We start from the raw sequence: 26,985 nt of genomic DNA on the forward strand, positions 1-26,985 counted from the left end.
ATGACGCCAGAGCAGGTGTACGGTGAAGCCCCCGTTGGCGGATGGAAGGGAGCAGATGTCCGCGAGGCGAGACGCGCGCCGGGAGTTGATGTCCGCGGCCATCAGCATGTCGCTCGAGGCCGGGTTCGACGCGACCACGGTGGACGAGATCGCCAAGGCCGCCGGAGTGGCCAGGCGGACGTTCTTCCGGCACTTCCGCACGAAGGAGGACGCGATCCTCCCCGACCACGACGCGTGCCTGGGGCGGGTGACGGAGTTCCTGGAGTCCGCCTCCCCGCTGCGCTCGCCGCTTCTCGTGATCGCGGACGCCGCCGGGATCGTCCTGGACATGTACGCCGAGGACCCGGAGACCGCCGTCAAGCGGTACGAGCTGACGCGTCGGGTGCCGGCGCTGCGCGAGTGGGAGATCGCCGCCACCAGCCGCTATCAGCGGGCCTTCGTCGGCTACATGAACGGCCGCCGCGCGAAGGACGAAAGGCCGGAGTTCCGGCTGCGCCACGAGGTCGCCTCCGCCGCCGTGGTGGCCGCGCACAACCACGTGCTGCGCGGCTGGCTGCGCTCCGCCGGCCACGGGGACGTACGCGCGCGGCTCTCGGCGGCGATCTCGGAGGTGACCAAGGCCCTCGGCCCCTGGGTGGACGGCCTCGAGGCCGAGGCTGCCGCGGACGAGGTCATGGTCGTCCTCACCACCCGTCGCACGCCGCTGTGGAAGATCGCCGAGGAGATCGAGGCCGCCACCGGCCGCCCCGACGACCCCGCTACTCGATGACCAGGTTGACGGGGATGTTGCCGCGGGTGGCGTTGGAGTAGGGGCACACCTGGTGGGTGGCCTCGACGAGCTCCCTGGCCGCCTCCGGCGCGATGGAGTCGGGCAGCTCGACCCGGAGCGTGGCCTCGAGCTGGAAGCCGCCCTTGCCGTTGGGCGACAGGCCGATCTCGGCCGTGATCGACGCGTCCGAGACGTCGAGCTTCTGCTGCGCGCCCACCAGCCGCATCGCCGAGGCGAAGCAGGCGGCGTAGCCGGCGGCGAAGAGCTGCTCGGGGTTGGTGCCCTCGCCGTCGCCGCCCAGCTCCTTCTGCAGGGCCAGCTTGACGTCCAGCTTTCCGTCCGAGGAGACCGCGCGGGCGTCGCGTCCGGCGGAGGTGGCGATGGCGGTGTAGATGCTCATGTCGTTGCCCTTCGTTAGACAGACCTGTCTGTCTGCCGCTAGGCATGAGAATAGACAGGTCTGTCTGGTACCGTCAACTCGTGAGCGCAGAAACGTTGGAGGGCCGTCGCCCCAGCCCGGCGCGCGAGCGCGTCCTCGAGACCGCGACGCGCCTGTTCTACACGGACGGCGTCCACTCGGTCGGGATCGACCGGATCATCGCCGAGGCGGGCGTCGCCAAGGCGACCTTCTACCACCACTTCCCGGGCAAGGACGACCTCGTCCGCGCCTACGTGGTCCAGCAGACCGCGCTGCAGCGCACCCTGGTCACGACCCTGCGGGCCACCTCGCCGCGCGAGAAGCTGCTGGAGATCTTCGCCTACATGTGCGAGTTCGGCGCGGGCACCAGCTATCGCGGCTGCCCGTTCGTCAACACGGCGGCCGAGTATCCCGACCCCGCCCACCCCGTACGGCAGGCCATCAGCGAATATCGCCGCTGGGTCCGCGACCTCTACCGCGACCTCCTGGCCGCCGACGGCCACCCCGACCCGGAGCGGACCGCCGACATCGTCCTGCTGCTCAGGGACGGGCTCGTGGTCGGCTTCGACCTCGACGATCCCGCCACGGTCCGCGCCGCCGTCCAGGAGGCTCTCACCAGGGTGCTGGCCACCTGAGCCTCCCGGCCGGCGGGCTCAGGGCTCAGGCGGCGAGCAGGTTCGCCGTGGGGATGATCTGCCGCTGTACGGTGGGGCTGGACCAGTGGAGCTGGGCGATGGCGTCGTAGCCGCTGTCGTAGAACTCCATCTTGATGTCGTGCGCCCCGGCGCTCAGCGCGATCTGGCCGCTGTCGTCGCGCTTGGAGTGGTCCGTCCAGTTGTCCACGAGGAGCGTGCCGTCCACCCAGAGCCGCACGCCGTCGTCGCTCGTGGTGATGAACGTGTACGTCTCGGCGCGCTCGGCGATCACCTTGCCGGTCCACCGCACGCTGAACGTGTCGGCGGACACGGCCGGGTCGGGGGCGTTCGCGCCCCAGTCGAAGTCCACCGCCGGGTCGATCCGGGTCAGCTTGGGCGCGGTCAGGTCGGCGTTGTCGAAGTAGGTCGCCGACAGGCCCTGCTGGTCGATGACCAGGGTCGTGGCCGAGCGCGCGGGGAGCGTGAGCGTCGCGGCGCCGCCCGCGACGGCGGCCGTGCCGGTGCGGTGCGGGGCCCACGCGTCGGAGGTGCTCTGCCAGATCGCGGCCGTGCCCGCCGTCAGGCCGGTGAACGCGAGCCTGGTCTCCAGCGGCTGGGCGCCGACGTTGACCAGGACGACGTTCTTGGACCCGTCCGAGGCGAACGCGTACAGCTGGTCGGTGTCGGCCGTCGCCTGCACCATGGTCGTGCCGAACGGGCGGAACAGGCCCTCGCCGGTGAACATGCCGATGCCGTGGTAGATGGGCAGCGGCTCGCTGCGCGGGATGCCGCCCTCACCCTTCGTGCTGGTCAGGCCGAGCTGGCCGTTCTTGTCGCCGTACTGGTAGGCGGCGGCTCCGGCGTGCAGGATCTGGCCCAGCGCCGCCGCGCCCCAGAGCGTGTTGAAGTGGGTCAGCGTACGGTGGCCGTCGGGGTCGTCGAAGTCGGAGTTGAACTCGCCGATCTGGAGGTCGATCTTGCGGCCGAGCACGGACTCGGCCAGCGCGCCGACCTCCTTCAGGTCCGTCTCGTAGCTGCGGATGGCGGCGCCCAGGAGGTCCTCGTCGCTGATCGGGTCCGTGCCGTTGCCGTAGTCGTGGTAGTCGAGGAAGTCGACCCGGTCCCGCGAGCCCTCCAGGAACGTCCTGATGTACGACAGGTCGTTCCAGGCCGTGGCGGGGCCGCCGACGCGGACCGCGGAGTCCACGGCATCGAGGGCGTCGGTGATCAGGTTGAAGCGCCGGCTGTACTCAGATGCCGACATTTCCGGCTTTTCTGGGGTACAGGTGCAGTTGAGTTCGTTGCCCAGAATGAAGCGGCGCACCGGCGTGCCCGAGGCGGCGAAGTGCCGGTAGAGGGCGACCGCGTCGTCCCGGTTCACCTCGGCGGTCTGGCGGCCGTCCACCTGGAGGATGACGACCGGCTCGGCACCCAGGTCGCGAATGGCCGCGATCCAGGCGTCGCCCGTGATGGTCGTGTCGCATTTGTACCCGCCGCACACGATCGGGCTGGAGTGGTTGCCCGGCTCCTGGTAGTGCAGCTCTATGCGCATCCGGCCCGCTTTGAGGTTGCGCAGGTTTTCGCGGTGCCGGGAGTCGTTCGTGATGTACGAGCCCTCGCCGTACCCGGTGATGCCGACGCCGTAGTCGCCGGCGGACAGCGTACGAACCGGCTTGGTGAAGTCCACCGACACGGCGGCGGACACGGCGGCGGACACGGCGGCGGGCACGGCCGCCTCCGCGGGTGCCGCCACCGGCCAGATCGCCACGGCCGCGGCCAGGCCGCCCGCGAGAGCGGCGCGGAGCGCGCGGCGCGCTAATGCAGTCATCCTTCTCCTGTCACAAGATCCGTGAGAACCCGTGGATCATGACATATGCGGATGACAGTCGAGTGAACGCCGCTGTGGCGGTTCATACTCGAACGCGTGGATCTCACCGCGGAGGGATGAGCGTGGTCACGGAGCTGGTCGCGTACGTGCGCGAGGCGTTCGGGTGGGATGACGACGTCGTGGTGTCGGCCGGGCCGCGCGGCGCGCTGGGGCAGATCTGGCGGCTGGAGGTGGGCCCGGCGCGCTACGCGCTGAAGGAGATCTTCGGCGAGCCGCCGTCGGAGGCGTTGATCGAGGCGGAGCTGGCGTTCGCGCGGCGGGCGGCCGAGGCGGGAGTGCGGCTGCCGGCCGGCTACCCCGACCGCGCGGGCCACCATCTGCTCAGCGCGCCCGGCGGCGGGCCGTGGCTGCGCCTTTACGACTGGATCGACCTGCGCCCGGTCGATCTCGCGGCGCGGGCCACGCCGCAGGAGCTCGGAACGCTGCTGGCGCGCCTGCACCGATGCGCTCCCGCCGCGACGGCGGAGGCGGACGGCGGGCCACCCGCCGCCTGGTACCACCAGGTCCCCGCCGAGCGGGAATGGGCGCGGGCGGAGTATCACCGGGTCCCCGCCGAACAGGAATGGGTGCGAGGGGGCCCGGCCTGGGCCGGGCGGCTGGCCGAGCGGCTGGCCACGCTGCCCGAGCTGTGCGCGGCGGTCGCGCCGGCCGATCCCGCCGAGCTGATCGTCTGCCACCGCGACCTGCACCCGGAGAACGTCCTGGCCGACCCCGCGGGCGCCCTGGTGGTCGTCGACTGGGACAACCTCGGCCCGGCCGCGCCGGGGCGGGAGCTGGCCAGGGCGCTGTTCGACTGGTTCTGCGACGGCCCGGACGCGGACCTCGACGCCATGCGGGCCATGTACGAGGCCTACGTGCGCGACGGCGGGCCGGGGCGCATCACGGAGGCGGCCGACTTCTCGATGCTGCTGGCGACCCGGCTGAACTTCCTGCTGGTCCAGACCCGCGTCGCGCTGGACCCGGGGACCGAGCGGCGGCACCGCGAGTGGGCGGAACGCGAGATCGACGAGTCCCTGCGCATCCTGCCGACGCCGCGCCAGCTCGCGGACGTGCTGGCGCTGGCAGCCTCCCGCTGACCCGCGGGGCGGTTGGTGTGGCTATGACCGCAATGGGTATGCCACCCATGATTACTCACAGTAATCGCTACACTACGTGTCGAAGAGGGCGAACCAGATGAGAGTCGTCGTTGATCTCACCCGTTGCGAGGGCTACGGGCAGTGCGCCTTCCTCGCGCCGGATGTCTTCGCGATGCGCCGTTCCGAAGCCCTCATGTACGAGCTCCACCCGGACGACTCCGAGCGCACCCGCGTCCTGCGCGCCGCCGCGGCCTGCCCGGTCCAGGCCCTGGTGGTCGACCAGGTCCACACGCTCGGAAGGCCCGCCAAGGCCGCCCCGCCCAGGCCGGTGAACGGGAAGAGACCCGTGGAGGTCGGCCGCATCGTCATCGTGGGCGCCTCGCTGGCCGGGCTGCGGGCGGCGACGACGTTGCGCAGGGAGGGCTACGCCGGGTCGCTGACCCTGATCAGCGCGGAGCCGTACGAGCCGTACGACCGGCCGCCGCTGTCCAAGCAGGTCCTGACCGGGCAGGTGGCCGCCGACGGCACCGCGCTGCCCCGGCGGGCCGAGTTCGAGGCCGAATGGCTGCTGGGGCAGACGGCGACCGGGCTGGACCTGGCGGCCAGGCAGGTCCACCTCGCGGACGGCCGGAAGGTGGACTTCGACCGCCTGCTGATCGCCACGGGAGCACGCGCCCGGCCCTGGCCGAACGCGGAGGAGGCCGCCCTCGACGGGGTGTTCGTGCTGCGTACCAACGAGGACGCGGCCCGGCTGCGGCAGCGGCTGACCGCGGGCCCTCGCCGCGTGCTGATCATCGGCGCCGGCTTCACCGGGTCGGAGATCGCCTCCGTCTGCCGCGAACTGGGCCTGGACGTCACCGTCACCGAGCGCGGGAAGGCGCCGCTGTCGGGCGCGCTGGGCGGGACGATCGGGGCGATCGCGGCGGACATGCAGCGCGACCACGGCGTGGACCTGCGCTGCGGGGTCACCGTCGAGGCGCTCGAAGGGGACGGCGACGGTCGCCTGCGCCGCGCCCGCCTGTCCGACGGCACCACGCTCGACGTGGACGTGGCGGTGGCCGCGCTCGGCGCGGAGCGCAACGTCGAATGGCTGGAGGGCTCGGGGCTGGCCGCCGGGGTGTGGGGCGTCGCCTGTGACGCGGGCTGCCGCGCGTTCGACGTCAACGCCCTGGTCACCGACAACGTCTTCGTCGCCGGCGACGTGGCGCGCTTCCCGCACCCGGTGTACGAGTACCAGTTCCTGTCCCTCGAACACTGGGGCAACGCGGTGACCCAGGCCCAGGTCGCGGCGCACAACATGATCAGCGCCGAGAGCGACCGCTGGCCGCACGTGTCCCTGCCGGTCTTCTGGTCCGCCCAGTTCGGCGTCAACATCAAGTCCGTCGGGGTGCCGACCTTCGCCGACGAGGTCGTCATCGCGCAGGGCTCGGTCGCCGATCGCCGGTTCGTCGCCGTCTACGGCAACCGGGGCCGCATGACGGCCGCCGTCGCCTTCGACCAGGCGATGTGGCTCGACTTCTACCAGGCGCAGATCGAGCGGGCCGCGCCGTTCCCGCCCGGCCCCGGCATGGTCGGGCAGCCCGACGGCCTCCAGGTCATGCCGGCCGACGTACCGCAGCGGATCTCCCCCACCTACGGCGCGACCGTGGTGCTGACCGGCCACAACCCGGACGAGCGCCGCGTGACGCTGCAGCGGCGGCAGTGAACCACACCGAGCGAGCACATCAGGGAGCCGTCATAGTGGCAGAGGAAGTGGCAGGGGCAAGCGTCTACGAGCAGATCCTCGACTACGCCAACCGCGCCGATCCGTACCCGCTCTACGCCGAGCTCCGCCGGACCCCGGTGGCGCGGCAGGCTGACGGCAGCTATGCGGTCAGCGGCTACCGGGAGATCGTCGCGCTGCTGCACGACCCGCGCGTCAGCTCCGACGTCCGCAACATTCCCGACATCGCCGCCGAGCAGGAGTCGGGGACGGCGCTGCCGTCGTCCTTCATCAGGACGGACCCGCCGGACCACGACCGGATCCGCTCCATGATGATGCGGCACTTCGGGCCGCCCCACTCCCCCGGCCGGGTCGACGGCATGGAACCCCGGATGATGCGGATCGTCACGGACCTGATCGACCGGTTCGCCGGAAAGACCCGGGTCGACATCGTCGAGGACTTCGCCTATCCGTTGCCGGTCACGGTGATCTGCGACCTGCTGGGCGTGCCCCGCGAGGACGAGCCCCGCTTCCACCGGTGGTCGCAGGCCATCATCGAGACCATCGACCCGACGACCGGGACCGTCGCCGAGCGGGAGCGGCGGAACATGGAGGTCAGGACGGAGCTCGGCACGTACATGAAGGAGCTGATGGACGCCCACCGGCGGCGGCCGGGCGACGACCTGCTCTCGGCCATCGTCACCGACCCGGCCATCGACCTGCGCCTGGAGGAGCTGCTGAGCGCCGCCGCGACGCTGCTCGTCGCCGGCCACGAGACCACCGTCAACCTCGTCGCCAACGGCATGCTCACGCTGCTGCGCAACCCCCGCGTGCTGGACCGGCTGCGCCACGAGCCCGACCTGGTCGTCGGCACGGTCGAGGAGCTGCTCCGCTTCGAGCCGCCGGTGCAGCTGCTCAGCCTGCGCCGCTCCGCGCTGGCCGACATCGACATCGCGGGCACGACGATCCCGAAAGGCGCCATCATCAGCCTCGTGCTCGCCGCCGGGAGCCGTGATCCCGCGCGTTTCCCCGATCCCGACCGTTTCGACCCCGACCGGCAGGACAACCAGCACCTCGGCTTCGGCAGCGGCATCCACTACTGCTTCGGGGCCCCGCTGGCGCGGCTGGAGACGCAGCTCGCGCTGGGCGAGCTCGCGCGGCGGCTGGTCAATCCGCGCCTGGTCGCCGACCCGCCGCCGTACCGGCCGAACCCGGGGCTGCGCGGGCCCCGGCACCTCTACGTGGAGTTCGACGACGTCCTTCCCGCATGAGCGATCCGCGCCTCGCCGACGGGGTGATTCAGTCGGGGCCGTTCTCGTTGCAGACTGGCCCGATGGGGGTGCGGGTCCGGGTCGAGGGCGTCGTTCAGGGGGTGGGGTTCCGGCCGTTCGTGCACGGGCTGGCCACGCGGCTCGGGCTGGCGGGCCGGGTGGGCAACGACGCGCACGGCGTCTTCGTCGAGCTGGAGGGCGGGCACGGCCAGATCGCGGAGTTCCTGGTACGGCTGGAGCGCGACGCGCCTCCGCTGGCCGCGATCGAGCGGGTGACCGTCACCTCGCGTGCGGTGCGCGCCGACGGCCGGTTCCGGATCGTCGCGAGCGACCCGTCGGGGGCCTCACGCACGCTGGTGTCGCCCGACATCGCCACCTGCGCCGACTGCCTGGCGGAGCTGGCCGACCCCGCCGACCGGCGCTACCGCTACCCGTTCGTCAACTGCGTCAACTGCGGGCCGCGGCTGACGATCGTGCGGGCGATGCCGTACGACCGGCCCCTGACCACGATGGCGGGGTTCGCCATGTGCGACGGCTGCCTGGCCGAGTACCACGATCCGGCCGACCGGCGCTTCCACGCGCAGCCCATCTGCTGCCCGGCCTGCGGCCCCGCGCTCAGGCTCGTCGGTGCGACGGGCGAGCCGCCGGCAGAGCTCGTCGGCGCGGCGGGCGACCCGCTGGCCGGGGCCGTGCGGGTGCTGCGGCGGGGCGGGGTGCTGGCGGTGAAGGGGCTCGGCGGCTACCACCTGTCGGTGCCGGCCGCCGACGAGGACGCCGCCGCCGAGCTGCGGCGGCGCAAGCGGCGCGAGGACAAGCCGTTCGCGGTCATGGTCGCCGACCTGGCCGCGGCCCGGCGGCTGTGCGAGGTGGACGAGGCCGGCGCCGCGCTCCTGACCGACCGCGCGCGGCCGGTCGTCCTGCTGCCGCGCCGCCCGGACGCGGCGGTGGCCGGGGCGGTCGCGCCGGGGAGCCGCGAGCTCGGGCTGATGCTGCCGTACACGCCGCTGCACCACCTGCTGCTCGCCGACCTGGGCGCCCCGATCGTGCTGACCAGCGGCAACCGCTCGGACGAGCCGATCGCGTACGACGACCGCGACGCCCTGGAGCGGCTCGGCGGCATCGCGGACGCGTTCCTCACGCATGACCGCCCGATCCACCTGCGCGCCGACGACTCGGTGGTGCGGCCCTTCCGGGGGAAGGGGATGGCCGTGCGGCGCTCGCGCGGCCACGCCCCGCGCCCGTTCCCGCTGGCCTGGGAGGCGTCCCGGCGGATCCTCGGCTGCGGTGCCGAGCTGAAGAACACCTTCTGCCTGGTGAAGGGGCGGCACGCGTTCGTCTCCCCGCACATCGGCGACCTGGAGGACTACGAGACCTTCCGGTCGTACGTGGAGGGGATCGAGCATTTCGCCGCGCTGTTCGACGTGCGTCCCGAGGTGGTGGCCCACGACCTGCACCCGGAGTACCTGTCCACCAAGCACGCCCTGGGCCTGCCGGACGTGGAGCTGGTCGCCGTCCAGCACCACCACGCGCACGTCGCCGCCTGCCTGGCCGACAACGGCGAGCACGGCCGGGTGATCGGTGTCGCGTTCGACGGGCTCGGCTACGGGCTCGACGGGACCCTGTGGGGCGGCGAGTTCCTGCTGGCCGACCTGGTCGCGTTCGAGCGGGCCGGGCATCTGGCGCCCGTGCCGATGCCGGGCGGCAGCGCGGCGATCAGGCAGCCGTGGCGGATGGCCGCCGCCTACCTGGACGGCGAGGGCGAGGCGTCGGCCGTGGCCCGGCGCAACGAGCGGCGGTGGGGGCAGGTGAGCGCGCTGGCCCGGCGCGGCGGGACGGCCGCGCCGCTGACGTCCAGCGCGGGCCGGCTGTTCGACGCGGTGGCGGCGCTGCTCGGCGTGCGCGACGCCATCACGTACGAGGGGCAGGCCGCGATCGAGCTGGAGCAGCTCGCCGACCCCGCCGAGCGCGGCGGCTACCCGGCGGCCGTCTCCCGTGACGGCGGCGTGCTGGTGGTGGCGGGCTCGGACCTGGTACGGGCCGCCCTGGCGGATCTGGCCGCGGGCGTCGGCGTGCCGGTCATCTCCGCCCGCTTCCACAACGGCGTGAGCGATCTCATCGTGCGCTGCTGCCGGATGCTGCGCGACGGGACGGGGCTGACGACGGTCGCGCTGTCCGGCGGCGTCTTCCAGAACGTGCTGCTGCTGCGGCGCACGGTGGACCGGCTGCGCGGGGCCGGGTTCCGGGTGCTCACCCACTCCGGCGTGCCGGCCAACGACGGCGGCATCAGCCTCGGCCAGGTGGCCGTCGCCGCCGCCAGGGACCGGCTCGGCCCGGTCGGTCCATAGGTCAGTCGACAGGGCTTTCCGGCACGTCCCGGTGAGGCCACGGGGAGGCGCCGACCACGACCCCGTACAGCAGGTGGTCGGCCAGCAGCGCCAGGCGCTCCGTCGTGGTGCGGGGATGGCGCGGCAGGCCGAGGGCGGGCGCGATGGCCGCCTCGAAGGCGAGCCAGAACGCCACGCCGTAGGCCGGCCCGGCCCAGGCTCGGCGGCGCAGCCGGTGCGGCAGCAGCCCGTACAGCGCCCCTCCGGCCGTACCGTACCCCCAGTGCGTCAGCTCTACCATCGCGGGTCGCCGCCGGTGGTGCACCCGGTGGAACAACCGCGGGACGGTGCGCTCCAGCACGGCCTCGGGCGGCACCTTCGCCACGAGGCCGATCGCCGTCGTGAACTGCCGCAACCCGGACATCGCCATGGAGCCGATCGCTCCCCGCGCGGCGGCCCGCACGAGGGCCTGCGCAGGCCGGGTCGAGACGCGTTCGCGCAGCTCATCGCGGGTGCCGGTACGGGTCGGCAGGGTCTGCGTCATGGTTTACAACCTCCGTCATCACGGTATGTCCGCTACGTAGAGTCGCAGGTCGGATACCAAATGATATGGGGGCCTAAACCTCTACGCGGGCCAAGAAGGGGGCTTGGGCCATGACAACCACACAAACACCGAAAGCTCTGGACGAGGTGCACATCCTGTGGACCTCGGAGGGCATGAGCTGCGACGGCGACACGGTCTCGGTCACCGCCGCCACGCTGCCGAGCCTGGAGGACGTCCTGCTCGGGCTCGTACCGGGACTGCCCAAGGTGCACCTGCACAACAAGGTGCTGGCCGCGGAGACGGGTGACGCCTTCATGGCCCCGTTCCACCGGGCCCACGAGGGTGAGCTCGGCCCGTTCATCTTCGTGGTCGAGGGTTCCATCCCGAACGAGAAGATCAACGGCGACGGCTACTGGACGTCCATGGGCAACGACCCGGCCACCGGCCAGCCCATCACGGTCAACCAGTGGATCGACCGGCTCGCGCCCAAGGCCTGGGCCGTGGTCGCGATCGGCACCTGCGCGGCGTACGGCGGCATCCACGCCATGGCCGGCAACCCGACCGGATGCATGGGGCTGGCCGACTACCTGGGCCGTGACTTCCGCTCCGCGGGCGGGCTGCCCATCGTCAACGTGCCCGGCTGTCCCGTCCAGCCGGACAACTTCACCGAGACGCTGACCTGGCTGCTGTACCAGGCTGCGGGCATGGCGCCGACGATCCCGCTCGACGACATGCTGCGCCCCACCTGGCTGTTCGGCAAGACCGTGCACGAGGGCTGCGACCGGGCCGGCTACTACGAGCAGGGCGACTTCGCCCTCGACTACAACTCCCCCAAGTGCCTCGTGCGCGTCGGCTGCTGGGGGCCGGTGGTCAACTGCAACGTCACCAAGCGCGGCTGGATGGACGGCGTCGGCGGCTGCCCGAACGTGGGCGGCATCTGCATCGCCTGCACCATGCCCGGCTTCCCCGACAAGTTCATGCCCTTCATGGACGAGCCTCCGGGAGCGTCCGTCTCGGTCGCGATGAGCGGCGCGTACGGCGCGATGATCCGCAGGCTTCGCGCGATCACGAACAAGGCAGCGAACAAGGAGCCGAAGTGGCGCCACAACCGCCGCCGGCTGACGAGCGGGTTCGACCCGCGCTGGGGAAACGGCTGAGAGGGAGAGCGGCGAGGTGGCCATCCGTACGGCAGGTGAGAAGAAGCTCAAGGGCGAGGCCCGCGAGCTGGTGGAGATGTCCTGGGACCCGATCACCAGGATCATCGGGAACCTGGGCATCTACACGAAGATCGATTTCAAGAACCGCGAGGTCGTCGAGTGCAAGAGCACCTCGTCGCTGTTCCGCGGCTACAGCGTGTTCATGAGGGGCAAGGACCCGCGCGACGCCCACTTCATCACCAGCCGCATCTGCGGCATCTGCGGTGACAACCACGCGGTCTGCTCGATCTACGCGCAGAACATGGCGTACGGCATCAAGCCCCCTCCACTCGGTGACTGGATCATCAACCTGGGCGAAGCCGCCGAGTACATGTTCGACCACACGCTCTTCCAGGACAACCTCGTCTTCGTCGACTACTGCGAGCAGATGGTCAAGGAGACGAACCCGAGCCTGCTGCGCCGGGCCGAGACGACCCAGGCGCCCAACTCCGCGATCCACGGCTACCGGACGATCGCCGACATCATGCGCGCGTGCAACCCGTTCACCGGTGACCTGTACCGCGAGGCGCTGCAGGTGAGCCGGGTCACCAGGGAGATGTGCTGCCTGATGGAGGGCCGGCACGTGCACCCGTCCACGCTGTACCCCGGCGGCGTGGGCACGGTTGCCACCCCTCAGGTGTTCACCGACTACATGGTGCGGCTGCTGCGCGTCCTCGACTTCGTCAAGCGGTCCGTCCCGATGAACGACGACCTCTTCGACTTCTTCTACGAGGCCATGCCCGGCTACGAGGAGGTCGGCCGCCGGCGCGTGATGCTCGGCTGCTGGGGCGCGTTCCAGGACCCGGCGGTCGTCGACTACGACTACCGGAACATGAACGACTGGGGCCGCCGGATGTTCGTCACGCCGGGCATCGTGGTGGACAACGAGCTGGTCACGACGAACCTGGTGGACATCAACCTCGGCATCAGGATCCTGCTGGGCAGCTCGTACTATGACGACTGGCAGGCCGAGGAGACGTTCGTCACCCACGACCCGCTGGGCAACCCGGTGGACCAGCGCCACCCGTGGAACCAGACGACCCTGCCCAAGCCGCAGAAGCGCGACCTGGAGAACGGCAACTACAGCTGGGTGATGAGCCCGCGCTGGTACGACAAGCGCACCGGCGACCACCTGGCGCTCGACACCGGCGGCGGCCCGCTGGCCCGGCTGTGGACCACGGCGCTGGCCGGGCTCGTCGACACCGGCACGGTGCGGGCCACCGGCCAGAGCGTGGAGATCAATCTGCCCAAGAGCGCCGCCTTCCCGGAGACGCGGCTGGAGTGGAAGATCCCGCGCTGGGCGAACACCATCGAGCGCAACCGCGCCCGCGTCTACTTCGTGGCGTACGCGGCGGCGATGGCCGTCCACTTCTACGAGCAGGCGATGGGCGAGGTCAGGGCCGGGCGCACGCAGGTGTTCACCGACTTCGAGGTGCCGGACGAGGCGATCGGCTGCGGTTTCCACGAGGCGGTGCGCGGCGTGCTGTCGCACCACGTGGTGATCCGCGACGGAAAGATCGCCAACTACCACCCGTACCCGCCGACGCCGTGGAACGCCAGCCCGCGCGACAGGTACGGCACGCCGGGCCCGTACGAGGACGCGGTGCAGGGGTTGCCGATCTTCGAGGAGAACGGCGCCGACTCGTTCAAGGGCATCGACATCATGCGTACCGTGCGCAGCTTCGACCCGTGCCTGCCCTGCGGGGTGCACATGTACCTGGGCGGCGGCAAGGTGCTCAAGCAGGTGCACTCGCCCACGTTCGGCGCGAGCGTCTCCGGCTGATGAACGAGCGCGTCCGCAGGATCGAATCCCTGCTCGACAAGGCCGACGGGGCCGCCACGGAGCTCGTCGCGGAGGTGCTCGGCCTGTACGGCGAGGGCCTGGCACGGGTCATGACACTCGTGGGCGACGAGGCGGCGGCCCGCCTGGGCGCCGACGAGCTGGTCTCGCCCCTGCTCCTGCTGCACGATCTGCACCCGCTGGACACCCGGACCCGGGTGGAGCAGGCGCTGGCCGGCGCCGCCGACCTGCTCTCCGTCGAGGGCGACCTGGTACGGCTGCGCTTCCGCCCGACCGGCTGCCGCTCCTCGGCGGCCGGGGCGGCCTCGGCCCTCCGGGACGCGGTACGCGAGGCGGCCCCGGAGATCGAGCGGGTCGAGATCGAGGTCGCGGACGCGGCCCTGATCCCGGTCGAGAGCCTGACCGTCCGCCCCGCCTCGCGGGCCCCGGTGCCATGACGGGCCTGCTGCGCCGGCTCGCCGCGCAGTCGGTCGAGCCCGCCCGGCGTGAACCGCGCACGCAGCGCTGCGAGCTGTGCGCCGAGCCGCTGCCGGCCGTCCACCGCCACCTGCTGGAGCTGGCCGGGCGCGAGCTGCGCTGCGCGTGCCGCGCCTGCCAGGTGCTGTTCGACCACGCGGCGGCCGGCGGCGGGCACTACCGGCTGGTGCCCGAGCGCCGCTGGCGGCTGAGCGGCTTCCGCCTGGAGGAGGGGGCCTGGGCCCGGCTGCGGGCCCCGGTGCGCACGGTGTTCCTGATCCACGACTCGGACACCGGTGACCCGGTCCTGTACTACCCGAGCCCGGCCGGGGCCGTGCGGGCGCCCGCCGACCGGACCGCCTGGGAGCTGCTGCGGCGCGACAACCCGGTGCTGCGGCGGCTGGAGCCGGACGTCGAGGCCCTGCTCGTCGACCGCGAGGCCTGGATCGTGCCGGTGGACGACTGCTACGCGCTCGTCGGAGCCATCCGCGCGCACTGGCGGGGCCTGACGGGTGGCAAGGACGTACGCGAGCACATCACCCGATTCTTCACCGACCTCGGCGGCCGGTCCGTCACCGTACCGGCCACCGGCAACGACAGGAGTCCCGCGTGAACAAGAAGTCGACGATCAAGACCGGGCGGCGCGACGTGCGCCCCGACGCCCCCTCCCACGTCAAGGGCGTGGCCGAGGGCAACGCGCTGGGCGGCTACGGCAGGCAGAAGGGCCACCTGCCCGACGGCCGCTCCACGGCCCGGCGCTCGACCGGCGTCAACCCGCGCATGCACGACCCGATCGACCCCGACATGCCCAACCTGTCGCCCGCGTGATGCCGCCGACCTCAATGACGACGACACCGGTTCTGCGGATCGAGGTGCGCGACGTCGAGCCCGCCACGCCCGCCGTCGCGCCCGCTCTGTGTTTCCGGCTCGACCTGCGGTCGGACGCTCCGGTCCAGGCGATCACGCTGGCCACGCAGATCCGCATCGACGCCACCGCCCGCGGCTACGACGGGCAGGCGCCGGAGCGGCTCAAGGAGCTGTTCGGCCCGCCCGAGGACTGGGGACGCAACCTGTCCAGCCTGCTGTGGACGCAGACCGTCACCCACGTCCCGGCCTTCACCGGCGGCACGACCACGCCGGTCACGGTCGCGTGCACCTACGACTTCGACGTGGCCGCGGCCAAGTACCTGCACGGCCTGCCGGACGGCGAGGTGCCGCTGCGGTTCCTGTTCACCGGGACCGTGTTCTACCTCGACGACCGGCGTCTTCAGGCGGCCTGCCTGCCGTGGGACACCGAGGCGGACTTCCGCATGCCGGTGACGGTCTGGAAGGACCTCATGGACCGCCACTTCCCGGACACCGCCTGGATCCGGCTGGAGCGCGGCACGTTCGACCGCCTGTACGCGCACCGGGTCCGGCACACCCTGCCCGGCTGGGACGACGCGGTGCGGTCGCTGCTGGAGACGGGCGGAGGCTGATCCCACATGGACCCTGTCAGGCAGATCGCGCAGGCCGTGCTGTACGAGGGCTACCTGCTGTGGCCGTACCGGGAGTCGTCGCTGAAGAACCGGCACCGGTGGACGATCGGCGGCGTCCACCCCGAGGCGTACGGGCGCGCCAATGACGGCAACCCGTGGCTGACGCGTACCGAGTGCCTGCTCGAAGCCGGGCCCCGCGACCTCGTCGACGTGTCCGTGCGCTTCCTGCACGTCGTCACCCGGCTCCGCGCCGGGGAGCCGGAGGCGACCGGCGAGGAGGCCCAGGAGCGTGAGGTGAGCATGCCGGGCCTGGTCCTGGAGGACCTGCTGCACGGCCCGGTCATCGAGAAGATCGACATCCCGGCACGAGATCAGTCTCCCGAAGGCGGCTGGCGGGAGCTGAACGGCCGGATCGAGGCGAGCGCGCGGCGGCTGCGCCCGGACCTGTTCCGGATCACGGTCGAGGTGGTCAACACCACGCCCTGGCCCGGGGGCGGCCGCGAGGAGGCCATGCGGCGCACGCTGGTCTCCGCGCACACCGTGCTGCGCGCGCCGCGGGCGAGGTTCGTCTCCCTCATGGACCCGCCGGAGGAGTTGCGGGCGGAGGCGGCGGACTGCGACAACGCCGGCGTCTGGCCGGTGCTCGCCGGGCCGGAGGGCGACCGGCACACCGTGCTGTCCGCGCCGATCATCCTCTACGACCACCCGCGGATCTCGCCGGAGAGCCCCGGCGACCTCTTCGACGCGACCGAGATCGACCAGCTCCTCACGCTGAGCGTGCTCGCCCTCAGCGACCGGGAACGCGAGGAGATCCGCCACGGGGACCCGCGCGCCCGCGCGATCCTCGACCGCTGCGACTCCCTCACACCCGACGAGCTGATGCGGTTGCACGGCATCATGCGCAGGACGGAGCCACACGAATGACTGGATTCTGGACCCGGATGGCGGGCCGCGGACCGGCCGAGATCGTCATCGCCGGCGTGCCGGTCGGACCCGGCAGCCGGGTACGGCTGCGGCCCCGCGCGCAGGCCGACGTCTTCGACCTCGTGCTCGACGGCCGCGTGGCCGTCGTGGAGAGCGTGGAGCAGGACGACGAGGGCGCCTTCCACATCGCGGTCACACTCGACGACGATCCCGGGCGTGACCTGGGCGAGGCCCGGCTGCCCGGGCACCGGTTCTTCTACTCCGCCGAGGAGATCGAGCCCCTCGGGGAGCAGGACGGCCGCCCGGCCCCCGGCCGCGTCCTGGTGGCCGGGATCGGCAACGTGTTCCTGGGGGACGACGGGTTCGGCGTCGAGGTGGCCCGCCACCTGGCCGGGCAGGCGGGCGTGCCGGGCATGGAGGTCGTCGACTTCGGCATCCGCGGCATGGACCTGGCCTATGCCCTGCAGCGGGACTACACGGGCGTGGTCTTCGTGGACGCCGCCTCGCGCGGCCTGGCTCCCGGCACGCTCACCGTCCTCGAACCCGAGCTGCCGGACGGGGACGACGCGTCGGTGGAGACGCACGGCATGGACCCGGTCCGGGTCCTGCGGCTGGCCCGGCAGCTCGGCCGGCTCCCCGCGCGGGTGCGGGTCGTCTGCTGCGAGCCGGCGTCGGTCGAGGAGGACCCGTTCGAGCTGAGCGCGCCGGTGCGCGCGATGATCGGCGAGGCGGCCGGCCTAGTGAAGTCCCTGGTTATGGACATGATTGCGGAAAGTGCCACTCCGGACGCCCGCGATCCGGCACCCACGGTGAGGTGATGTGAGATGTGGAAGTCGCGCACGGTGAAGCTGGTCGTGCTCTGCGGGATGGCGCTGGTCGTCATCCGCCTGTGGCCGGACATCCGGCGATACATCAAGATGGAGCGAATGTAGGGGCAGCATGCATGAGATCGGGATGTGCGAGGGGCTCGTCGAGCTGATCGAGCAGCAGGCGGGAGGCAGGGCGGTCGCGGCCGCCCGGGTACGCGTCGGCGCCCGGCACGCCGTCGTCGACGAGGCCTTCGGGCAGGCGTTCACGCTGGCCGCGGCCGGCACGGCCGTGCAGGATGCGGTGGTGGAGCTCGTCATCACGCCGATGACGGTCGGCTGCCGCAACTGCGGCGAGCGCTCGGAGTCGGTCGACACGCTGGCGGTCTGCCCGGGCTGCGGCGACGACGGCGTCGACATCAGCGGCGGCGAGGAGCTGGTCCTGGAGTCGCTCACCTTCGCCACGTCAGGCGCTTCCGGCGGGGAGGTGTCCGGTGTGCCTTGGCATTCCAGGTGAGCTCGTCGAGCGCCTGCCCGAACACGAGGACCTCGCCGTGGTGGACGTCAGCGGCGTGCGCCGGCGCATCAACGTCGGCCTGCTCGCCGACGAGGCGCTCGCGCCCGGCGACTGGGTGCTCGTGCACGTCGGGTTCGCGCTGTCCAAGATCTCCGAGCTGGAGGCGCAGGCGGTGCTCGACTACCTCAACGGGCTCGGGCAGGCGTACGAGGACGAACTCGACGCGCTGCGCACCTCGGACATCGCCTAGGAAGGACCTCTGATGCGGTTCGTCGATGAGTACCGCGACGCGGGCACGGCGCGGGCGCTCGCCGCGCAGATCGCCGCCCGCTGCCGGCCGGGGCGCCGATACACGTTCATGGAGGTGTGCGGCGGTCACACGCACACCATCTACAAGCACGGCCTGGAGGACCACCTGCCGGCCGAGGTGAACCTCGTGCACGGCCCAGGCTGCCCGGTCTGCGTGATCCCGATGGGCCGCGTGGACGACGCCATCCACATCGCCCGCCGGCCGGACGTGATCATGACGTCGTTCGGCGACATGATGCGGGTGCCCGGTGGGCAGGGCTCGTTCCTGGATGCCAAGGCGGCCGGGGCCGACATCCGGATGGTGTACTCGCCGCTGGACGCGCTCAAGATCGCGCGGGCCAACCCGGACCGCAAGGTCGTCTTCATGGCCATCGGCTTCGAGACCACGGCGCCGTCCACGGCCATGACCGTGCTGCGCGCGGAGGCCGAAGGGCTGGCCAACTTCTCCGTCTTCTGCAACCACGTCATGATCATTCCGGCGATCAAGGCCATCCTCGACTCGCCGGACCTGCGGCTCGACGGGTTCATCGGGCCCGGCCACGTGTCGGCGGTGATCGGCTGCCAGCCGTACGAGTTCATCGCCCGCGACCACGGCAAGCCGCTGGTGGTCGCCGGGTTCGAGCCGCTGGACATCCTTGACGCGGTGCACCGCCTGCTGACGCAGCTCGCCGAGGGCCGCTGCGAGGTGGAGAACCAGTACTCCCGCGTCGTGCCGTGGCAGGGCAACCGCATCGCGCTGTCGGCCATGGGCCGGGTGATGCGGCTGCGGCCGCATTTCGAGTGGCGCGGGCTGGGGTTCATCGCGCACTCCGCCCTCGCCATGTCGGACGAGTACGCCCGCTTCGACGCCGAACGCGTCTTCGACCTGCCCGGGGTCCGCGTCGCCGACCCGCGGTCGTGCCAGTGCGGCGAGGTGCTCAAGGGCGTGCTCAAGCCGTGGGAGTGCAAGGTGTTCGGCACCGCGTGCACCCCGGAGACGCCGATCGGCACCTGCATGGTCTCCTCGGAGGGCGCGTGTGCCGCGTACTACAACTTCGGGCGCTTCAGCCGGGAGGAGATGCGCGCGACCTCCTCCGGCCGGCCGCCGGCGGAGGAGGCGAGCCGGGCATGAACCGCGAACAGCAGGTGCTCGCCCGCATCGAGCGGATCCGGCGGCGCAAGCCCGTCGTCAGGGAGGAGCGCATCACGCTCGCCCACGGCGCCGGGGGCAAGGCCACCCACACGTTGATCGAGGCCGTCTTCCTGGAGGCGTTCCGCAACCCGTTGCTCGCGCCGCTGGACGACGGCGCGCTCCTGCGGGTGGGCGGCGAGCGCCTGGCCTTCACCACCGACTCCTTCGTGGTCTCGCCGCTGTTCTTCCCCGGCGGGGACATCGGTGACCTGGCCGTCAACGGCACTGTGAACGACCTGGCCATGTGCGGGGCCCGACCGGCCCACCTGTCGGCCGGCTTCGTCCTGGAGGAGGGCTTCCCCGTCGCCGACCTGCGGCGCATCACCGACTCGATGGCCGCCGCCGCGGCGGCGGCCGACGTCACGATCGTGACCGGCGACACCAAGGTCGTCCAGCGCGGCAAGGCCGACGGCTGCTTCATCACCACGGCCGGGGTCGGGCTCGTCGAGCTGCCGGTCACGCTGTCGGCCTCGCACGCGCGGCCGGGGGACGCGGTCATCGTCTCGGGCCCGATCGGGGAGCACGGCGCCGCCATCATGCTGGCCAGGGACGACTTCGGCATCGAAGCGCCGATCGTCTCCGACACGGCGCCGCTGCACGCCATCGTCGCCGAACTGCTGGCCGCGATGCCGCAGCACGTCCGTACGCTGAGGGACGCCACCCGGGGAGGGGTGGCCACCGTCGTCAACGAGGTGGCCAACGCGTCGGAGGTGGCCGTCGTCCTGCGGGAGGACGACATCCCGGTACGGGCGGAGGTCACCGGCGTCTGCGAGCTGCTCGGCCTCGACCCTCTCTACGTCGCCTGCGAGGGCCGGTTCGTCACGGTGGTCGACGGCGAGCACGCCGGGCGGGCCCTCGAGGTGCTGCGCTCCCATCCGCTGGGCGCCGAGGCCGCGATCATCGGGACCGTCGCCGCGGCACCGGCCGGGCTGGTCCTGCTCCGCACCGCCTTCGGCGGCACCCGGGTGGTCGACGTCCTGGTGGGCGACCCGCTACCCCGCATCTGCTGAACCCTGGTGTGAGGAGGTCTCGCGGGCGGCCGACACCAGCTCGGCCAGCACGTGGTAGAGGGTCGCCTGCGCCTCCTGGATGCGGTGCACCGACGACGACGGGATCACGAACAGGTGCTCGGCCAGCCGTTCCTCCGCCATGCGGCCGCCTCCGGAGCCGGCGAACCCGACGGTCACCATCCGCAGGCCCGCGGCCCGCTCCAGGCCGCGCAGCACGTTGGCCGAGCCGCCGCTGGTGGACAGGGCGCAGGCGATGTCGCCCTCGCCGCCGAGCGCGGCGAGCTGGCGGGCGAACACCACCTCGAAGCCGACGTCGTTGCCGAGCGCCGTCACGAGCGCCGTGTCGGCCGCCAGTGACACCGCGGGCAGGCCACGTCCGGTGAACAGGTCCGCCACCGACTGCGCGTCGGTGCTGCTGCCGCCGTTCCCGAACGTGAACAGCCGCCCGCCGCCGCGGAAGGCGGCGGCCAGCGCCGCCGCGCACGCCACCAGCGGGCCCTCCATCTCGTCGAGCACCCGCCGCCGCAGCTCCAGGCTCTCGCGGGCCTTCTCCGCGGTGGACGCGGTCACGTCGAGCGGGTCGCGCCGCAGGAACGGGTAGAGCGTCTCGGTCATCGGGCGTCCTTTCCGAGTACGGCGATCGCCTCGCCCGCGTGCACCAGCACGGTGTCCCCGACCTGGGCCTCCACCAGCGCCACGCTGATCTCCTCGGTCCCGGCGCCGGTGTCGGCACGCGCCAGCCCGTCGGGCAGCAGCCCCACGACCCGCACAGCCACGGCCACATCGCCACACGTCACGCAGGAGTCGCAGACCTCCTCGTCCGCCGGCTCGCCGTTCACGCGGGGCACTCCGATTCCTGGAACACGTGGACCAGCTCCCACAGCAGGTGGTACATCGTGATGTGGATCTCCCTCGCGACCAGCGGATCCTTGCTCCGCGCGGTCAGCACGTGCTCCGCCTGCGCGCACTCCTCGTCCGCCGTCAGTGCGACGGTCAGCATGCCGAGCCCGCGGGCGGCGGCCAGGTCGCCGTCGAGCGGCCGGATCCCCACGGCGATGTCCTGGGGGCGTCCCAGAACCGGCAGTGAAGTGGGCTCGGCGCCCAGGCTGAGCGCCGGAAGGGCGCGCTTGCCCACGATCACCGGGTGGGTGAACTCCACGGCGACGTGCGCCGCGTCCGAGGCGGCCTCGCCCCGGCCGAAAGCCAGCAGCCTGCCACCGCGCCGGAACCGCCCGGACATGGCGGCCGCCGCCGCGACGACCGCGCCGACGTCTTCCACCAGCGCCGTTCCGGCGGCCTCACGGACCCGATCGAGCACTTCGGCATCCCGCCTTCCTGCGCTGCACGACATCGCCCATTCCACCGTGGTCCACCACGAACGGCGCGGCTTTCCCCGCCACCGATTCGGCAAGGTCCCGGCAAGATTCGCCCACCCGAGGTGGCATAGGCTCCCGACAGGATTCACCCACCCGAGGCGGCGGCCGAACCCCTAGACTCAGCGCTCGTGACTCAACTGGACGAGCAGGGCCGCCACGAGCCCCCTCTGGCTGCCGACGAGACCGCGACCCTCCTGGGCTTCCTCGACTATCAGCGCGAGACTTTGGCATGGAAGTGCTCGGACCTGGACGCGGGCGGGCTGAAGGCGACCGTCGGCGTGTCGTCGATGACGTTGGGCGGGATGCTCAAGCACCTGGCCTACGTCGAGAGCTACTGGTTCAGCCGGGCGCTGCGCGGCGGAGAGTGGCCGCCTCCGTGGGACACGGTGGACTGGAAGTCCGACCGCGACTGGGACTGGCGCTCGGCCGCCGGCGACTCCCCCGAGCAGCTCTTCGCGCTCTGGCAGGAGGCGGTGTCCCGCTCGCGGTCCGCGGTGGCGGAGGCCCTGGCCGACGGCGACCTCGGCCAGCCGGCCAAGCGCACCTGGCCCGACGGCCAGACGCCCAGCCTGCGGTGGATCCTGTGCCACATGATCGAGGAGTACGCGCGGCACAACGGCCACGCGGACCTCATCCGGGAGTCGGTGGACGGGCTGACCGGGGAGTAATCGAATATTGTCGGTGAGCTGCTCTAACCTCGGGGCGATGGACATCATCCTGATTCCCGGCCTCTGGCTCGACGGCTCGTCCTGGGACGAGGTCGTCCCCGCGCTCGAGCAGGCCAGCCACCGGCCCCACGCGCTCACGCTGCCCGGCATGGAGTCGAAAGACGCCGACCGCTCCCAGATCACCCTGCGCGACCACGTCGACGCGGTCGTCAAGGTGATCGACTCCTTCGACCCCGCCGGCGGCAAGGTGGTGCTGGTCGGCCACTCCGGCGGGGGCGCCATCGCGCACGTCGCCACCGACGCGCGCCCCGACCGGGTGGCCCGGGTCGTCTACGTCGACAGCGTGCCTCCCGGCGAGGGCGGCCTCATCAACGACGAGCTCCCGGTCGAGAACGGCGAGATCCCGCTGCCCGACTGGGGGCTCTTCGAGGCGGAGGACCTCGTCGACCTCGACGACGAGCTGCGCGCGGCCTTCCGCGAGCGGGCGATCCCCTCGCCGGCGCGGGTCGCGAGCGACCGGGTGCGGCTGTCCGACGAGCGCCGCTACGAGGTGCCCGCCACCGTCATCGCCTGCGAGTTCTCGACCGCGACGATCCAGAAGTGGATGGAGCAGTCGCTCGCGTTCACGCGGGAGCTCGCCCAGATCCGCCACGTCGACTACGTCGACCTGCCCACGGGCCACTGGCCGCAGTTCACCCGTCCGGAGGAGCTGGGACGCGCGATCGCGACCAGCGTCGGCCCCGCCTGACGGCGCGGTCGTGGTGGCGCGGTCGTGGTGGCGCGGTCGTGGTGGCGCGGTCGTGGTGCCCGGCGGGCGGGGGTCAGCCCGCCGGGGCGCGGCCGGTGGCGGCGTCCTTTGGGCAGGGCGGGTCGTAGGGCACGTCGGGCAGATACTGGCGCCACTCCGCCGGGGTGATCGGCGGGAAGGCCAGCGCGCAGATCTGCCGGGCGGCGGCGCCGGGGTCGACCGGCCACAGGCGGGCGGTCGAGTCGCCGGACACCGTGGCCAGGGTGGCGCCGTCCGGGCTGAAGACCGCCTTGTTGACCTGCCCGAGATGGCCGGTCAGGGTGGCCAGCGCGGTCGCTCCGGCCGGGTCGGCGATGTCCCAGAGCATCGCGGTCCGGTCGTCACTGGCGGTGGCCAGCGTGCGGCCGTCGCGGCTGAAGGCCACCGACTGCACGCTGTCGGCGTGGCCCCGCAGGACGGCGATCGGCCGGTCGAGGGAGCGCACGTTCCAGAGCCGGGCCGTGCGGTCGCCGCTGCCGCTGGCCAGCAGCGTGCCCGTGCGGTCGAAGGCGAGGTAGTAGACCGTGCCGCCGTGGCCTGTGGCGACGCCGAGCGGGGCCAGGTCGGCGGTGCGCCACAGGCGGATGGTCCGGTCGCCGCCGCCGGTGGCCAGCAGCAGGCCGTCGGGGCTGAAGGCCACGGCGTTGACGGCGGCCTCGTGGCCCTTGGCGACGGCCCGGCGTACCGGATGCGCGGGGTCGGAGATGTCCCAGACGTACACGTCGAACTTCTCGCCCGCCACCACCAGGCTCCTTCCGTCGGGGCTGATGGCCGCGGCGAAGATGTTGCCGATGCCGGCCGCCGTCTCGGACAGGAGCCGGGGGCGGGCCGGGTCGGTGAGGTCCCACAGGCGCACCGAGCTGTCCAGGTCGGCACTGGCCAGGAGCGTGCCGTTGCGGGCGAAGGCGACGGCGGTGACGCCGTTGGCGTGCCCGGTGAGCGTGGCCAGCGGGCGGGGATCGGCCGACACGTCCCAGATCTTGATCACCGGATGGCCGGCCGTGGCGAGCAGGCGGCCGTCGGGGCTGTAGGCGAGCGCGTAGACCGTGCCGCGGTGGCCGCCGAGCAGGGGCCGGCCCAGGTCCCACACGCGTACGGTGTCGTCGCGCCCGCCGGACGCGAGGACGCGGCCGTCGGGGCTGTAGCGGACGGTGTAGACGGTGTTCGAGTGCCCCGTCATCACGATCGGGTCGGCGCGGAAATCGGTCAGGTCCCACAGCCGGATCGTGCGGTCGTAGCTGCCGGTGGCCAGGGAGCGGCCGTCGGGGCTGAAGTCGATGGCGACCACGCCGTTCTCGTGCCCGGAGAGCGTGGCCAGAGGCCTGCCGTGCCGGGGATCGCGCAGGTCCCACAGCCGTACCGTGTTGTCGAAGCCGCCCGTGGCCAGGGTGTCGCCGTGGAAGGCTGCCACCAGCACGGCCCCGGTGTGACCGCGCAGGTCGGGCAGGCGTTCGGGGTGGCGCGGGTCGCCGACGTCCCAGAGCATGACGTCGTTGGAGAAGGCGGTGACGACCAGCGTCCTGCCGTCCGGGCTGAAGGCGACGTCCGACAGCTCCTTGGGAGCGCCTTTGAGCGTGCTCTGCAGGTACGGTTTGCTGGGATTCGTAACGTTCCATAACAGCGTGGTGGCGTCGTAGGAGGCGGTCGCCAGCATCGTCCCGTCGGGGCTGAAGGCCACCCCGATGATCCCCATGCTGTGCCCGCCCATCGTGGCCAGCGCCACGGGGTGCCGGGGGTCGCGCACGTCCCACAGGTCGGCCGTGTTGTCGTTGCCGGCGGTGGCCACCAACTCTCCACTCGGCGCGAACGCGGCCGCGGCGAGGCCCTTCGCGTCGCCCATCACCGACGACAGCGCGCCCGGCCGCAGCGGATCGGTCACGTCCCACATCCGCAGCGTGCCGTCGAGCGCCACCGTGGCCAGCCGCCTGCCGTCGGGGCTGTAGTTCACCGCGTAGACCGCGCCGGCGTGGGCGGTCAGCACGTTGGCGTACGGGTTGGCCGGCGTGCTGAGGACCGCGCCGCGCGACTCTGTGCTCGGCCGGAGCCGCTGGGCGGCCAGGGCGAGCTGCGCGGCCAGCGCCGGGTTGCCCGCCCGCAGCGCGACCGACTCGTTGGCGACCTTGCCGGACAGCGCCGCGTTGCGCTGATCGCGGATGTCGCGCTGCCCGCGTACGGCGACCACCACCGCCACCGTGGTCAGCAGCAGCAGCGCCGCCAGCACGGCCACCAGCCGGCGCAGCCGCCGGGTGCCGCGCCGCCGCGCGGCGGCCTCCGCCTCCTGGCGTTCGACGGACGCCGCCAGGAACCGCCTGGCCTGCGGTCCGGGAGCGGCGTGCGGTCCGGCGCCCTCGGCCCAGAGGCGGGCCACGGCCAGCCGCGAGCCGCGGTAGAGCGCGCCGGGGTCGTCCCCTTCCTTCGCCCACCGCGCCGCGGCCTCGGCCAGGTCGCGGCCGACGACCAGCCCCGCCCGGTCGCTCTCCAGCCAGCCGGCCAGCCGGGGCCAGGCGGTGAGCAGGGCCTCATGGCTGATCTGCACCTTGTCGAGGTCGACGGTGATCAGGCGCTCGGCCACGAAGCCGTCGAGCACGTCCTCCGCCTCGGCCGCCACGGCGGGGTCGTGGTCGGCGAGGACCTCGGCGATCGTCATGCTCCTGCGGGTGGCGGCGGTGTCGGACGCCACGTGGACGAGCGTCAGGAACAGCCTCCTGGCCAGCTCCTGGCGGTGCTCGCTCAGGCCCAGGTAGACCTTCTCCGCGCTGTCGGCCACGGCCCTGCCGATGCCGCCGACCTTGCGGTAGTCGGCGATGGTCAGCCGCCTGCCCTGGCTCTCGCGCCACATCGCGTAGAGGGCGTGGGAGACCAGCGGCAGCGTACCGGCCTCGTGCGCCTCGCCGTCGGCGCCTGCCGGGGCGACCTCGCGCAGCAGCAGTTCGACCAGGCCGTTCTCGATCTCTATGCCGGCCTTGCGGGCGGGCTCGACGACGGCGGCGCGCAGTTCGTCCTCGCGCATCGGGCCGACCACGAGCTGGCCGGAGCGCATCGCCGCGAGCAGCTCGGGGTGGCGCATGGCCTGGCCGTAGAAGTCGGCGCGCAGGCCGGCCACGACCACCGTCCGCTCCGCCGCCTCGCTCAGCGCCGCGACGAACCTCGTACGCTCGTCCTGGTCCTCGCAGACCGTGAAGACCTCCTCGAACTGGTCCACGATCAGCACCTCACCCCGCTGCCGCGCCAGCGCGGCCATCGGGTGCGGCCCCGGCGTGAACACGGCGGCGCTCCTGCCCAGCGCGGGGACCACCCCCGCGCGCAGCAGCGAGGACTTGCCCGAGCCCGAGGCGCCCACCACGAGCCGGAGGCCCGGCTCGGTCAGGCGGGCGACGAGCTGCCCGGTCAGCGCCGCACGGCCGAAGAACCACTCGGCGTGCTCGGTCTCGAAAGCCGCCAGCCCCCGGTATGGCTCCGGCCCCGCCGGCCGCCGGCCGGGCGCGCGGCGTACCCGGTGCCAGGCGTTGAGCCACTCTTCCACGGCCGCGTCGTCGCTCACCCCGCACACCCGCAGGACCTCGACCAGCAGGTCGCGGGAGGAGAGGGAGGGCAGGCCGCGCCCGGCGAACCAGTCGCCCAGCGTGCTGGAGGCGATGTCGGCCCCCACCTTGGCCGCCACCTGGCGCACCGACACCCCGGCCGATTCGCGCAGCCGGGTCAACGCCTGGCCGAACTCCTCGCGGGTCGTGATGAGTGCCTGCTCCTGCACGAGCGCCTCCTCAGGCCCGGCTCGCCGTCATGGTAACGGGCTGCGTACGGACTTGTACGGATAATCGCGGACCACTCCCCGGCGCTGGTCGAAGGCGCTGACGTTGAT

At 72.4% G+C, this 26,985-nt stretch carries 28 protein-coding genes; 21 read left to right on the forward strand and 7 right to left on the reverse strand.

The features are described 5' to 3' along the window. Positions 1–55 precede the first annotated feature (55 nt). Complete coding sequence (locus ACWEPL_RS29615) at positions 56–769, forward strand: TetR family transcriptional regulator (protein WP_363983049.1); 714 nt, start codon at positions 56–58, stop codon at positions 767–769. On the opposite strand, the gene ACWEPL_RS29620 is transcribed toward ACWEPL_RS29615, so the two are convergent. Then, positions 759–1,169, reverse strand: coding sequence for an organic hydroperoxide resistance protein (locus ACWEPL_RS29620; protein ID WP_452438076.1), 411 nt, complete (start codon positions 1,167–1,169; stop codon positions 759–761). The two genes, ACWEPL_RS29615 and ACWEPL_RS29620, sit on opposite strands and share 11 nt — an antisense overlap. Before the next feature lie 80 nt (positions 1,170–1,249). On the opposite strand from ACWEPL_RS29620, the gene ACWEPL_RS29625 reads away from it, so the two are divergent. Next, complete coding sequence (locus ACWEPL_RS29625) at positions 1,250–1,822, forward strand: TetR/AcrR family transcriptional regulator (RefSeq protein ID WP_363983055.1); 573 nt, start codon at positions 1,250–1,252, stop codon at positions 1,820–1,822. Positions 1,823–1,847: 25 nt separating this feature from the next. Here ACWEPL_RS29625 and ACWEPL_RS29630 read toward each other — a convergent pair whose 3' ends face one another. Beyond that, complete coding sequence (locus tag ACWEPL_RS29630) at positions 1,848–3,650, reverse strand: PA14 domain-containing protein (RefSeq protein ID WP_452438077.1); 1,803 nt, start codon at positions 3,648–3,650, stop codon at positions 1,848–1,850. A gap of 116 nt (positions 3,651–3,766) precedes the next feature. Here ACWEPL_RS29630 and ACWEPL_RS29635 point away from each other — a divergent pair, with 116 nt between their 5' ends. The 4 genes from ACWEPL_RS29635 to hypF all read left to right on the forward strand — a co-directional run bounded on the left by ACWEPL_RS29635 (position 3,767) and on the right by hypF (position 10,104). Beyond that, complete coding sequence (locus tag ACWEPL_RS29635; RefSeq protein WP_452438078.1) at positions 3,767–4,786, forward strand: phosphotransferase enzyme family protein; 1,020 nt, start codon at positions 3,767–3,769, stop codon at positions 4,784–4,786. A 97-nt stretch (positions 4,787–4,883) separates the two neighbouring features. After that, on the forward strand, positions 4,884–6,491 hold the full coding sequence (locus ACWEPL_RS29640; protein ID WP_452438079.1) for an FAD-dependent oxidoreductase: 1,608 nt from the start codon (positions 4,884–4,886) through the stop codon (positions 6,489–6,491). Between the two features lie 35 nt (positions 6,492–6,526). Further along, the gene (locus ACWEPL_RS29645) at positions 6,527–7,759 is read left to right on the forward strand and encodes a cytochrome P450 (RefSeq protein ID WP_452438080.1); all 1,233 of its coding nucleotides are present in this window, start codon (positions 6,527–6,529) and stop codon (positions 7,757–7,759) included. Beyond that, positions 7,756–10,104 carry a carbamoyltransferase HypF gene (gene hypF / locus ACWEPL_RS29650; RefSeq protein WP_452438081.1) on the forward strand — a complete coding sequence of 783 codons (2,349 nt, stop codon included), beginning with the start codon at positions 7,756–7,758 and terminating at the stop codon, positions 10,102–10,104. Before ACWEPL_RS29645 ends, hypF begins: the two co-directional genes overlap by 4 nt. Before the next feature lies 1 nt (position 10,105). Here hypF and ACWEPL_RS29655 read toward each other — a convergent pair whose 3' ends face one another. Then, positions 10,106–10,627: a hypothetical protein gene (locus tag ACWEPL_RS29655; RefSeq protein WP_363983072.1), complete on the reverse strand. Its 522-nt coding sequence runs from the start codon at positions 10,625–10,627 to the stop codon at positions 10,106–10,108. 110 nt (positions 10,628–10,737) lie between these two features. Between ACWEPL_RS29655 and ACWEPL_RS29660 the strand changes: the two genes are divergently transcribed. The 13 genes from ACWEPL_RS29660 to hypE are packed head-to-tail and all read left to right on the forward strand — an operon-like array spanning position 10,738 to position 20,295. After that, a complete protein-coding gene (locus tag ACWEPL_RS29660) occupies positions 10,738–11,784 on the forward strand; it encodes an NADH-quinone oxidoreductase subunit B family protein (RefSeq protein ID WP_350737770.1) in 1,047 nt (348 codons plus the stop codon). Between the two features lie 16 nt (positions 11,785–11,800). Continuing rightward, positions 11,801–13,606: a nickel-dependent hydrogenase large subunit gene (locus ACWEPL_RS29665; protein ID WP_363983075.1), complete on the forward strand. Its 1,806-nt coding sequence runs from the start codon at positions 11,801–11,803 to the stop codon at positions 13,604–13,606. Further along, complete coding sequence (locus ACWEPL_RS29670; RefSeq protein ID WP_350737776.1) at positions 13,606–14,061, forward strand: hypothetical protein; 456 nt, start codon at positions 13,606–13,608, stop codon at positions 14,059–14,061. The genes ACWEPL_RS29665 and ACWEPL_RS29670 overlap by 1 nt, the downstream gene beginning before the upstream one ends. Further along, complete coding sequence (locus ACWEPL_RS29675; protein ID WP_350737779.1) at positions 14,058–14,693, forward strand: DUF5947 family protein; 636 nt, start codon at positions 14,058–14,060, stop codon at positions 14,691–14,693. The genes ACWEPL_RS29670 and ACWEPL_RS29675 overlap by 4 nt, the downstream gene beginning before the upstream one ends. Continuing rightward, a complete protein-coding gene (locus tag ACWEPL_RS29680) occupies positions 14,690–14,908 on the forward strand; it encodes a hypothetical protein (RefSeq protein ID WP_363983079.1) in 219 nt (72 codons plus the stop codon). The genes ACWEPL_RS29675 and ACWEPL_RS29680 overlap by 4 nt, the downstream gene beginning before the upstream one ends. A gap of 14 nt (positions 14,909–14,922) precedes the next feature. Then, entirely contained in the window at positions 14,923–15,558 is a 636-nt protein-coding gene (locus tag ACWEPL_RS29685; protein ID WP_452438082.1) for a DUF6084 family protein, read from the forward strand. Positions 15,559–15,564: 6 nt separating this feature from the next. After that, on the forward strand, positions 15,565–16,482 hold the full coding sequence (locus ACWEPL_RS29690) for a hypothetical protein (RefSeq protein ID WP_452438083.1): 918 nt from the start codon (positions 15,565–15,567) through the stop codon (positions 16,480–16,482). Continuing rightward, complete coding sequence (locus tag ACWEPL_RS29695; protein ID WP_452438084.1) at positions 16,479–17,300, forward strand: hydrogenase maturation protease; 822 nt, start codon at positions 16,479–16,481, stop codon at positions 17,298–17,300. The genes ACWEPL_RS29690 and ACWEPL_RS29695 overlap by 4 nt, the downstream gene beginning before the upstream one ends. Before the next feature lie 6 nt (positions 17,301–17,306). Continuing rightward, entirely contained in the window at positions 17,307–17,414 is a 108-nt protein-coding gene (locus ACWEPL_RS29700) for a DUF6893 family small protein (RefSeq protein ID WP_397375203.1), read from the forward strand. Positions 17,415–17,421: 7 nt separating this feature from the next. Further along, positions 17,422–17,805, forward strand: coding sequence for a hydrogenase maturation nickel metallochaperone HypA/HybF (locus ACWEPL_RS29705; protein WP_350737794.1), 384 nt, complete (start codon positions 17,422–17,424; stop codon positions 17,803–17,805). After that, entirely contained in the window at positions 17,783–18,055 is a 273-nt protein-coding gene (locus ACWEPL_RS29710) for a HypC/HybG/HupF family hydrogenase formation chaperone (protein ID WP_350737797.1), read from the forward strand. Before ACWEPL_RS29705 ends, ACWEPL_RS29710 begins: the two co-directional genes overlap by 23 nt. Positions 18,056–18,067: 12 nt before the next feature. Beyond that, complete coding sequence (gene hypD, locus ACWEPL_RS29715; RefSeq protein ID WP_363983090.1) at positions 18,068–19,225, forward strand: hydrogenase formation protein HypD; 1,158 nt, start codon at positions 18,068–18,070, stop codon at positions 19,223–19,225. Then, positions 19,222–20,295, forward strand: a complete 1,074-nt coding sequence (gene hypE, locus ACWEPL_RS29720; protein WP_355211270.1) for a hydrogenase expression/formation protein HypE — start codon at positions 19,222–19,224, stop codon at positions 20,293–20,295. The genes hypD and hypE overlap by 4 nt, the downstream gene beginning before the upstream one ends. Here hypE and ACWEPL_RS29725 read toward each other — a convergent pair. Genes ACWEPL_RS29725 through ACWEPL_RS29735 form a run of 3 tightly spaced genes read right to left on the reverse strand, consistent with a single transcriptional unit; the run spans position 20,278 to position 21,613 of the window. Continuing rightward, a complete protein-coding gene (locus ACWEPL_RS29725) occupies positions 20,278–20,910 on the reverse strand; it encodes a D-sedoheptulose-7-phosphate isomerase (protein WP_452438085.1) in 633 nt (210 codons plus the stop codon). The two genes, hypE and ACWEPL_RS29725, sit on opposite strands and share 18 nt — an antisense overlap. Then, on the reverse strand, positions 20,907–21,134 hold the full coding sequence (locus ACWEPL_RS29730) for a HypC/HybG/HupF family hydrogenase formation chaperone (RefSeq protein ID WP_355211264.1): 228 nt from the start codon (positions 21,132–21,134) through the stop codon (positions 20,907–20,909). The genes ACWEPL_RS29725 and ACWEPL_RS29730 overlap by 4 nt, the downstream gene beginning before the upstream one ends. Next, positions 21,131–21,613: a phosphoheptose isomerase gene (locus tag ACWEPL_RS29735; RefSeq protein WP_452438086.1), complete on the reverse strand. Its 483-nt coding sequence runs from the start codon at positions 21,611–21,613 to the stop codon at positions 21,131–21,133. The genes ACWEPL_RS29730 and ACWEPL_RS29735 overlap by 4 nt, the downstream gene beginning before the upstream one ends. A 186-nt stretch (positions 21,614–21,799) precedes the next feature. Between ACWEPL_RS29735 and ACWEPL_RS29740 the strand changes: the two genes are divergently transcribed. Further along, positions 21,800–22,339 (forward strand): DinB family protein, encoded by a 540-nt coding sequence (locus ACWEPL_RS29740; protein ID WP_363983105.1) that lies wholly within the window; start codon positions 21,800–21,802, stop codon positions 22,337–22,339. A 37-nt stretch (positions 22,340–22,376) separates the two neighbouring features. Next, on the forward strand, positions 22,377–23,087 hold the full coding sequence (locus ACWEPL_RS29745; protein ID WP_452438087.1) for an alpha/beta fold hydrolase: 711 nt from the start codon (positions 22,377–22,379) through the stop codon (positions 23,085–23,087). A 73-nt stretch (positions 23,088–23,160) separates the two neighbouring features. On the opposite strand, the gene ACWEPL_RS29750 is transcribed toward ACWEPL_RS29745, so the two are convergent. Then, on the reverse strand, positions 23,161–26,877 hold the full coding sequence (locus ACWEPL_RS29750) for an nSTAND1 domain-containing NTPase (protein ID WP_452438088.1): 3,717 nt from the start codon (positions 26,875–26,877) through the stop codon (positions 23,161–23,163). Positions 26,878–26,985: the final 108 nt, after the last annotated feature.

Source organism: Nonomuraea sp. NPDC004186, from assembly GCF_053603495.1.

What these genes read in the sequence shown, in the direction of transcription:
- hypE (WP_355211270.1), top strand. Translation starts at nt 19,222, where the DNA reads ATGAACCGCGAACAGCAGGTGCTCGCCCGCATCGAGCGGATCCGGCGG.
- ACWEPL_RS29725 (WP_452438085.1), bottom strand. Translation starts at nt 20,910, where the DNA reads ATGACCGAGACGCTCTACCCGTTCCTGCGGCGCGACCCGCTCGACGTG.
- ACWEPL_RS29670 (WP_350737776.1), top strand. Translation starts at nt 13,606, where the DNA reads ATGAACGAGCGCGTCCGCAGGATCGAATCCCTGCTCGACAAGGCCGAC.
- ACWEPL_RS29700 (WP_397375203.1), top strand. Translation starts at nt 17,307, where the DNA reads ATGTGGAAGTCGCGCACGGTGAAGCTGGTCGTGCTCTGCGGGATGGCG.
- ACWEPL_RS29705 (WP_350737794.1), top strand. Translation starts at nt 17,422, where the DNA reads ATGCATGAGATCGGGATGTGCGAGGGGCTCGTCGAGCTGATCGAGCAG.
- ACWEPL_RS29640 (WP_452438079.1), top strand. Translation starts at nt 4,884, where the DNA reads ATGAGAGTCGTCGTTGATCTCACCCGTTGCGAGGGCTACGGGCAGTGC.
- ACWEPL_RS29635 (WP_452438078.1), top strand. Translation starts at nt 3,767, where the DNA reads ATGAGCGTGGTCACGGAGCTGGTCGCGTACGTGCGCGAGGCGTTCGGG.
- hypD (WP_363983090.1), top strand. Translation starts at nt 18,068, where the DNA reads ATGCGGTTCGTCGATGAGTACCGCGACGCGGGCACGGCGCGGGCGCTC.
- ACWEPL_RS29685 (WP_452438082.1), top strand. Translation starts at nt 14,923, where the DNA reads ATGACGACGACACCGGTTCTGCGGATCGAGGTGCGCGACGTCGAGCCC.
- ACWEPL_RS29675 (WP_350737779.1), top strand. Translation starts at nt 14,058, where the DNA reads ATGACGGGCCTGCTGCGCCGGCTCGCCGCGCAGTCGGTCGAGCCCGCC.
- ACWEPL_RS29630 (WP_452438077.1), bottom strand. Translation starts at nt 3,650, where the DNA reads ATGACTGCATTAGCGCGCCGCGCGCTCCGCGCCGCTCTCGCGGGCGGC.
- ACWEPL_RS29695 (WP_452438084.1), top strand. Translation starts at nt 16,479, where the DNA reads ATGACTGGATTCTGGACCCGGATGGCGGGCCGCGGACCGGCCGAGATC.
- ACWEPL_RS29655 (WP_363983072.1), bottom strand. Translation starts at nt 10,627, where the DNA reads ATGACGCAGACCCTGCCGACCCGTACCGGCACCCGCGATGAGCTGCGC.
- ACWEPL_RS29745 (WP_452438087.1), top strand. Translation starts at nt 22,377, where the DNA reads ATGGACATCATCCTGATTCCCGGCCTCTGGCTCGACGGCTCGTCCTGG.
- ACWEPL_RS29690 (WP_452438083.1), top strand. Translation starts at nt 15,565, where the DNA reads ATGGACCCTGTCAGGCAGATCGCGCAGGCCGTGCTGTACGAGGGCTAC.
- ACWEPL_RS29660 (WP_350737770.1), top strand. Translation starts at nt 10,738, where the DNA reads ATGACAACCACACAAACACCGAAAGCTCTGGACGAGGTGCACATCCTG.
- hypF (WP_452438081.1), top strand. Translation starts at nt 7,756, where the DNA reads ATGAGCGATCCGCGCCTCGCCGACGGGGTGATTCAGTCGGGGCCGTTC.
- ACWEPL_RS29615 (WP_363983049.1), top strand. Translation starts at nt 56, where the DNA reads ATGTCCGCGAGGCGAGACGCGCGCCGGGAGTTGATGTCCGCGGCCATC.
- ACWEPL_RS29620 (WP_452438076.1), bottom strand. Translation starts at nt 1,169, where the DNA reads ATGAGCATCTACACCGCCATCGCCACCTCCGCCGGACGCGACGCCCGC.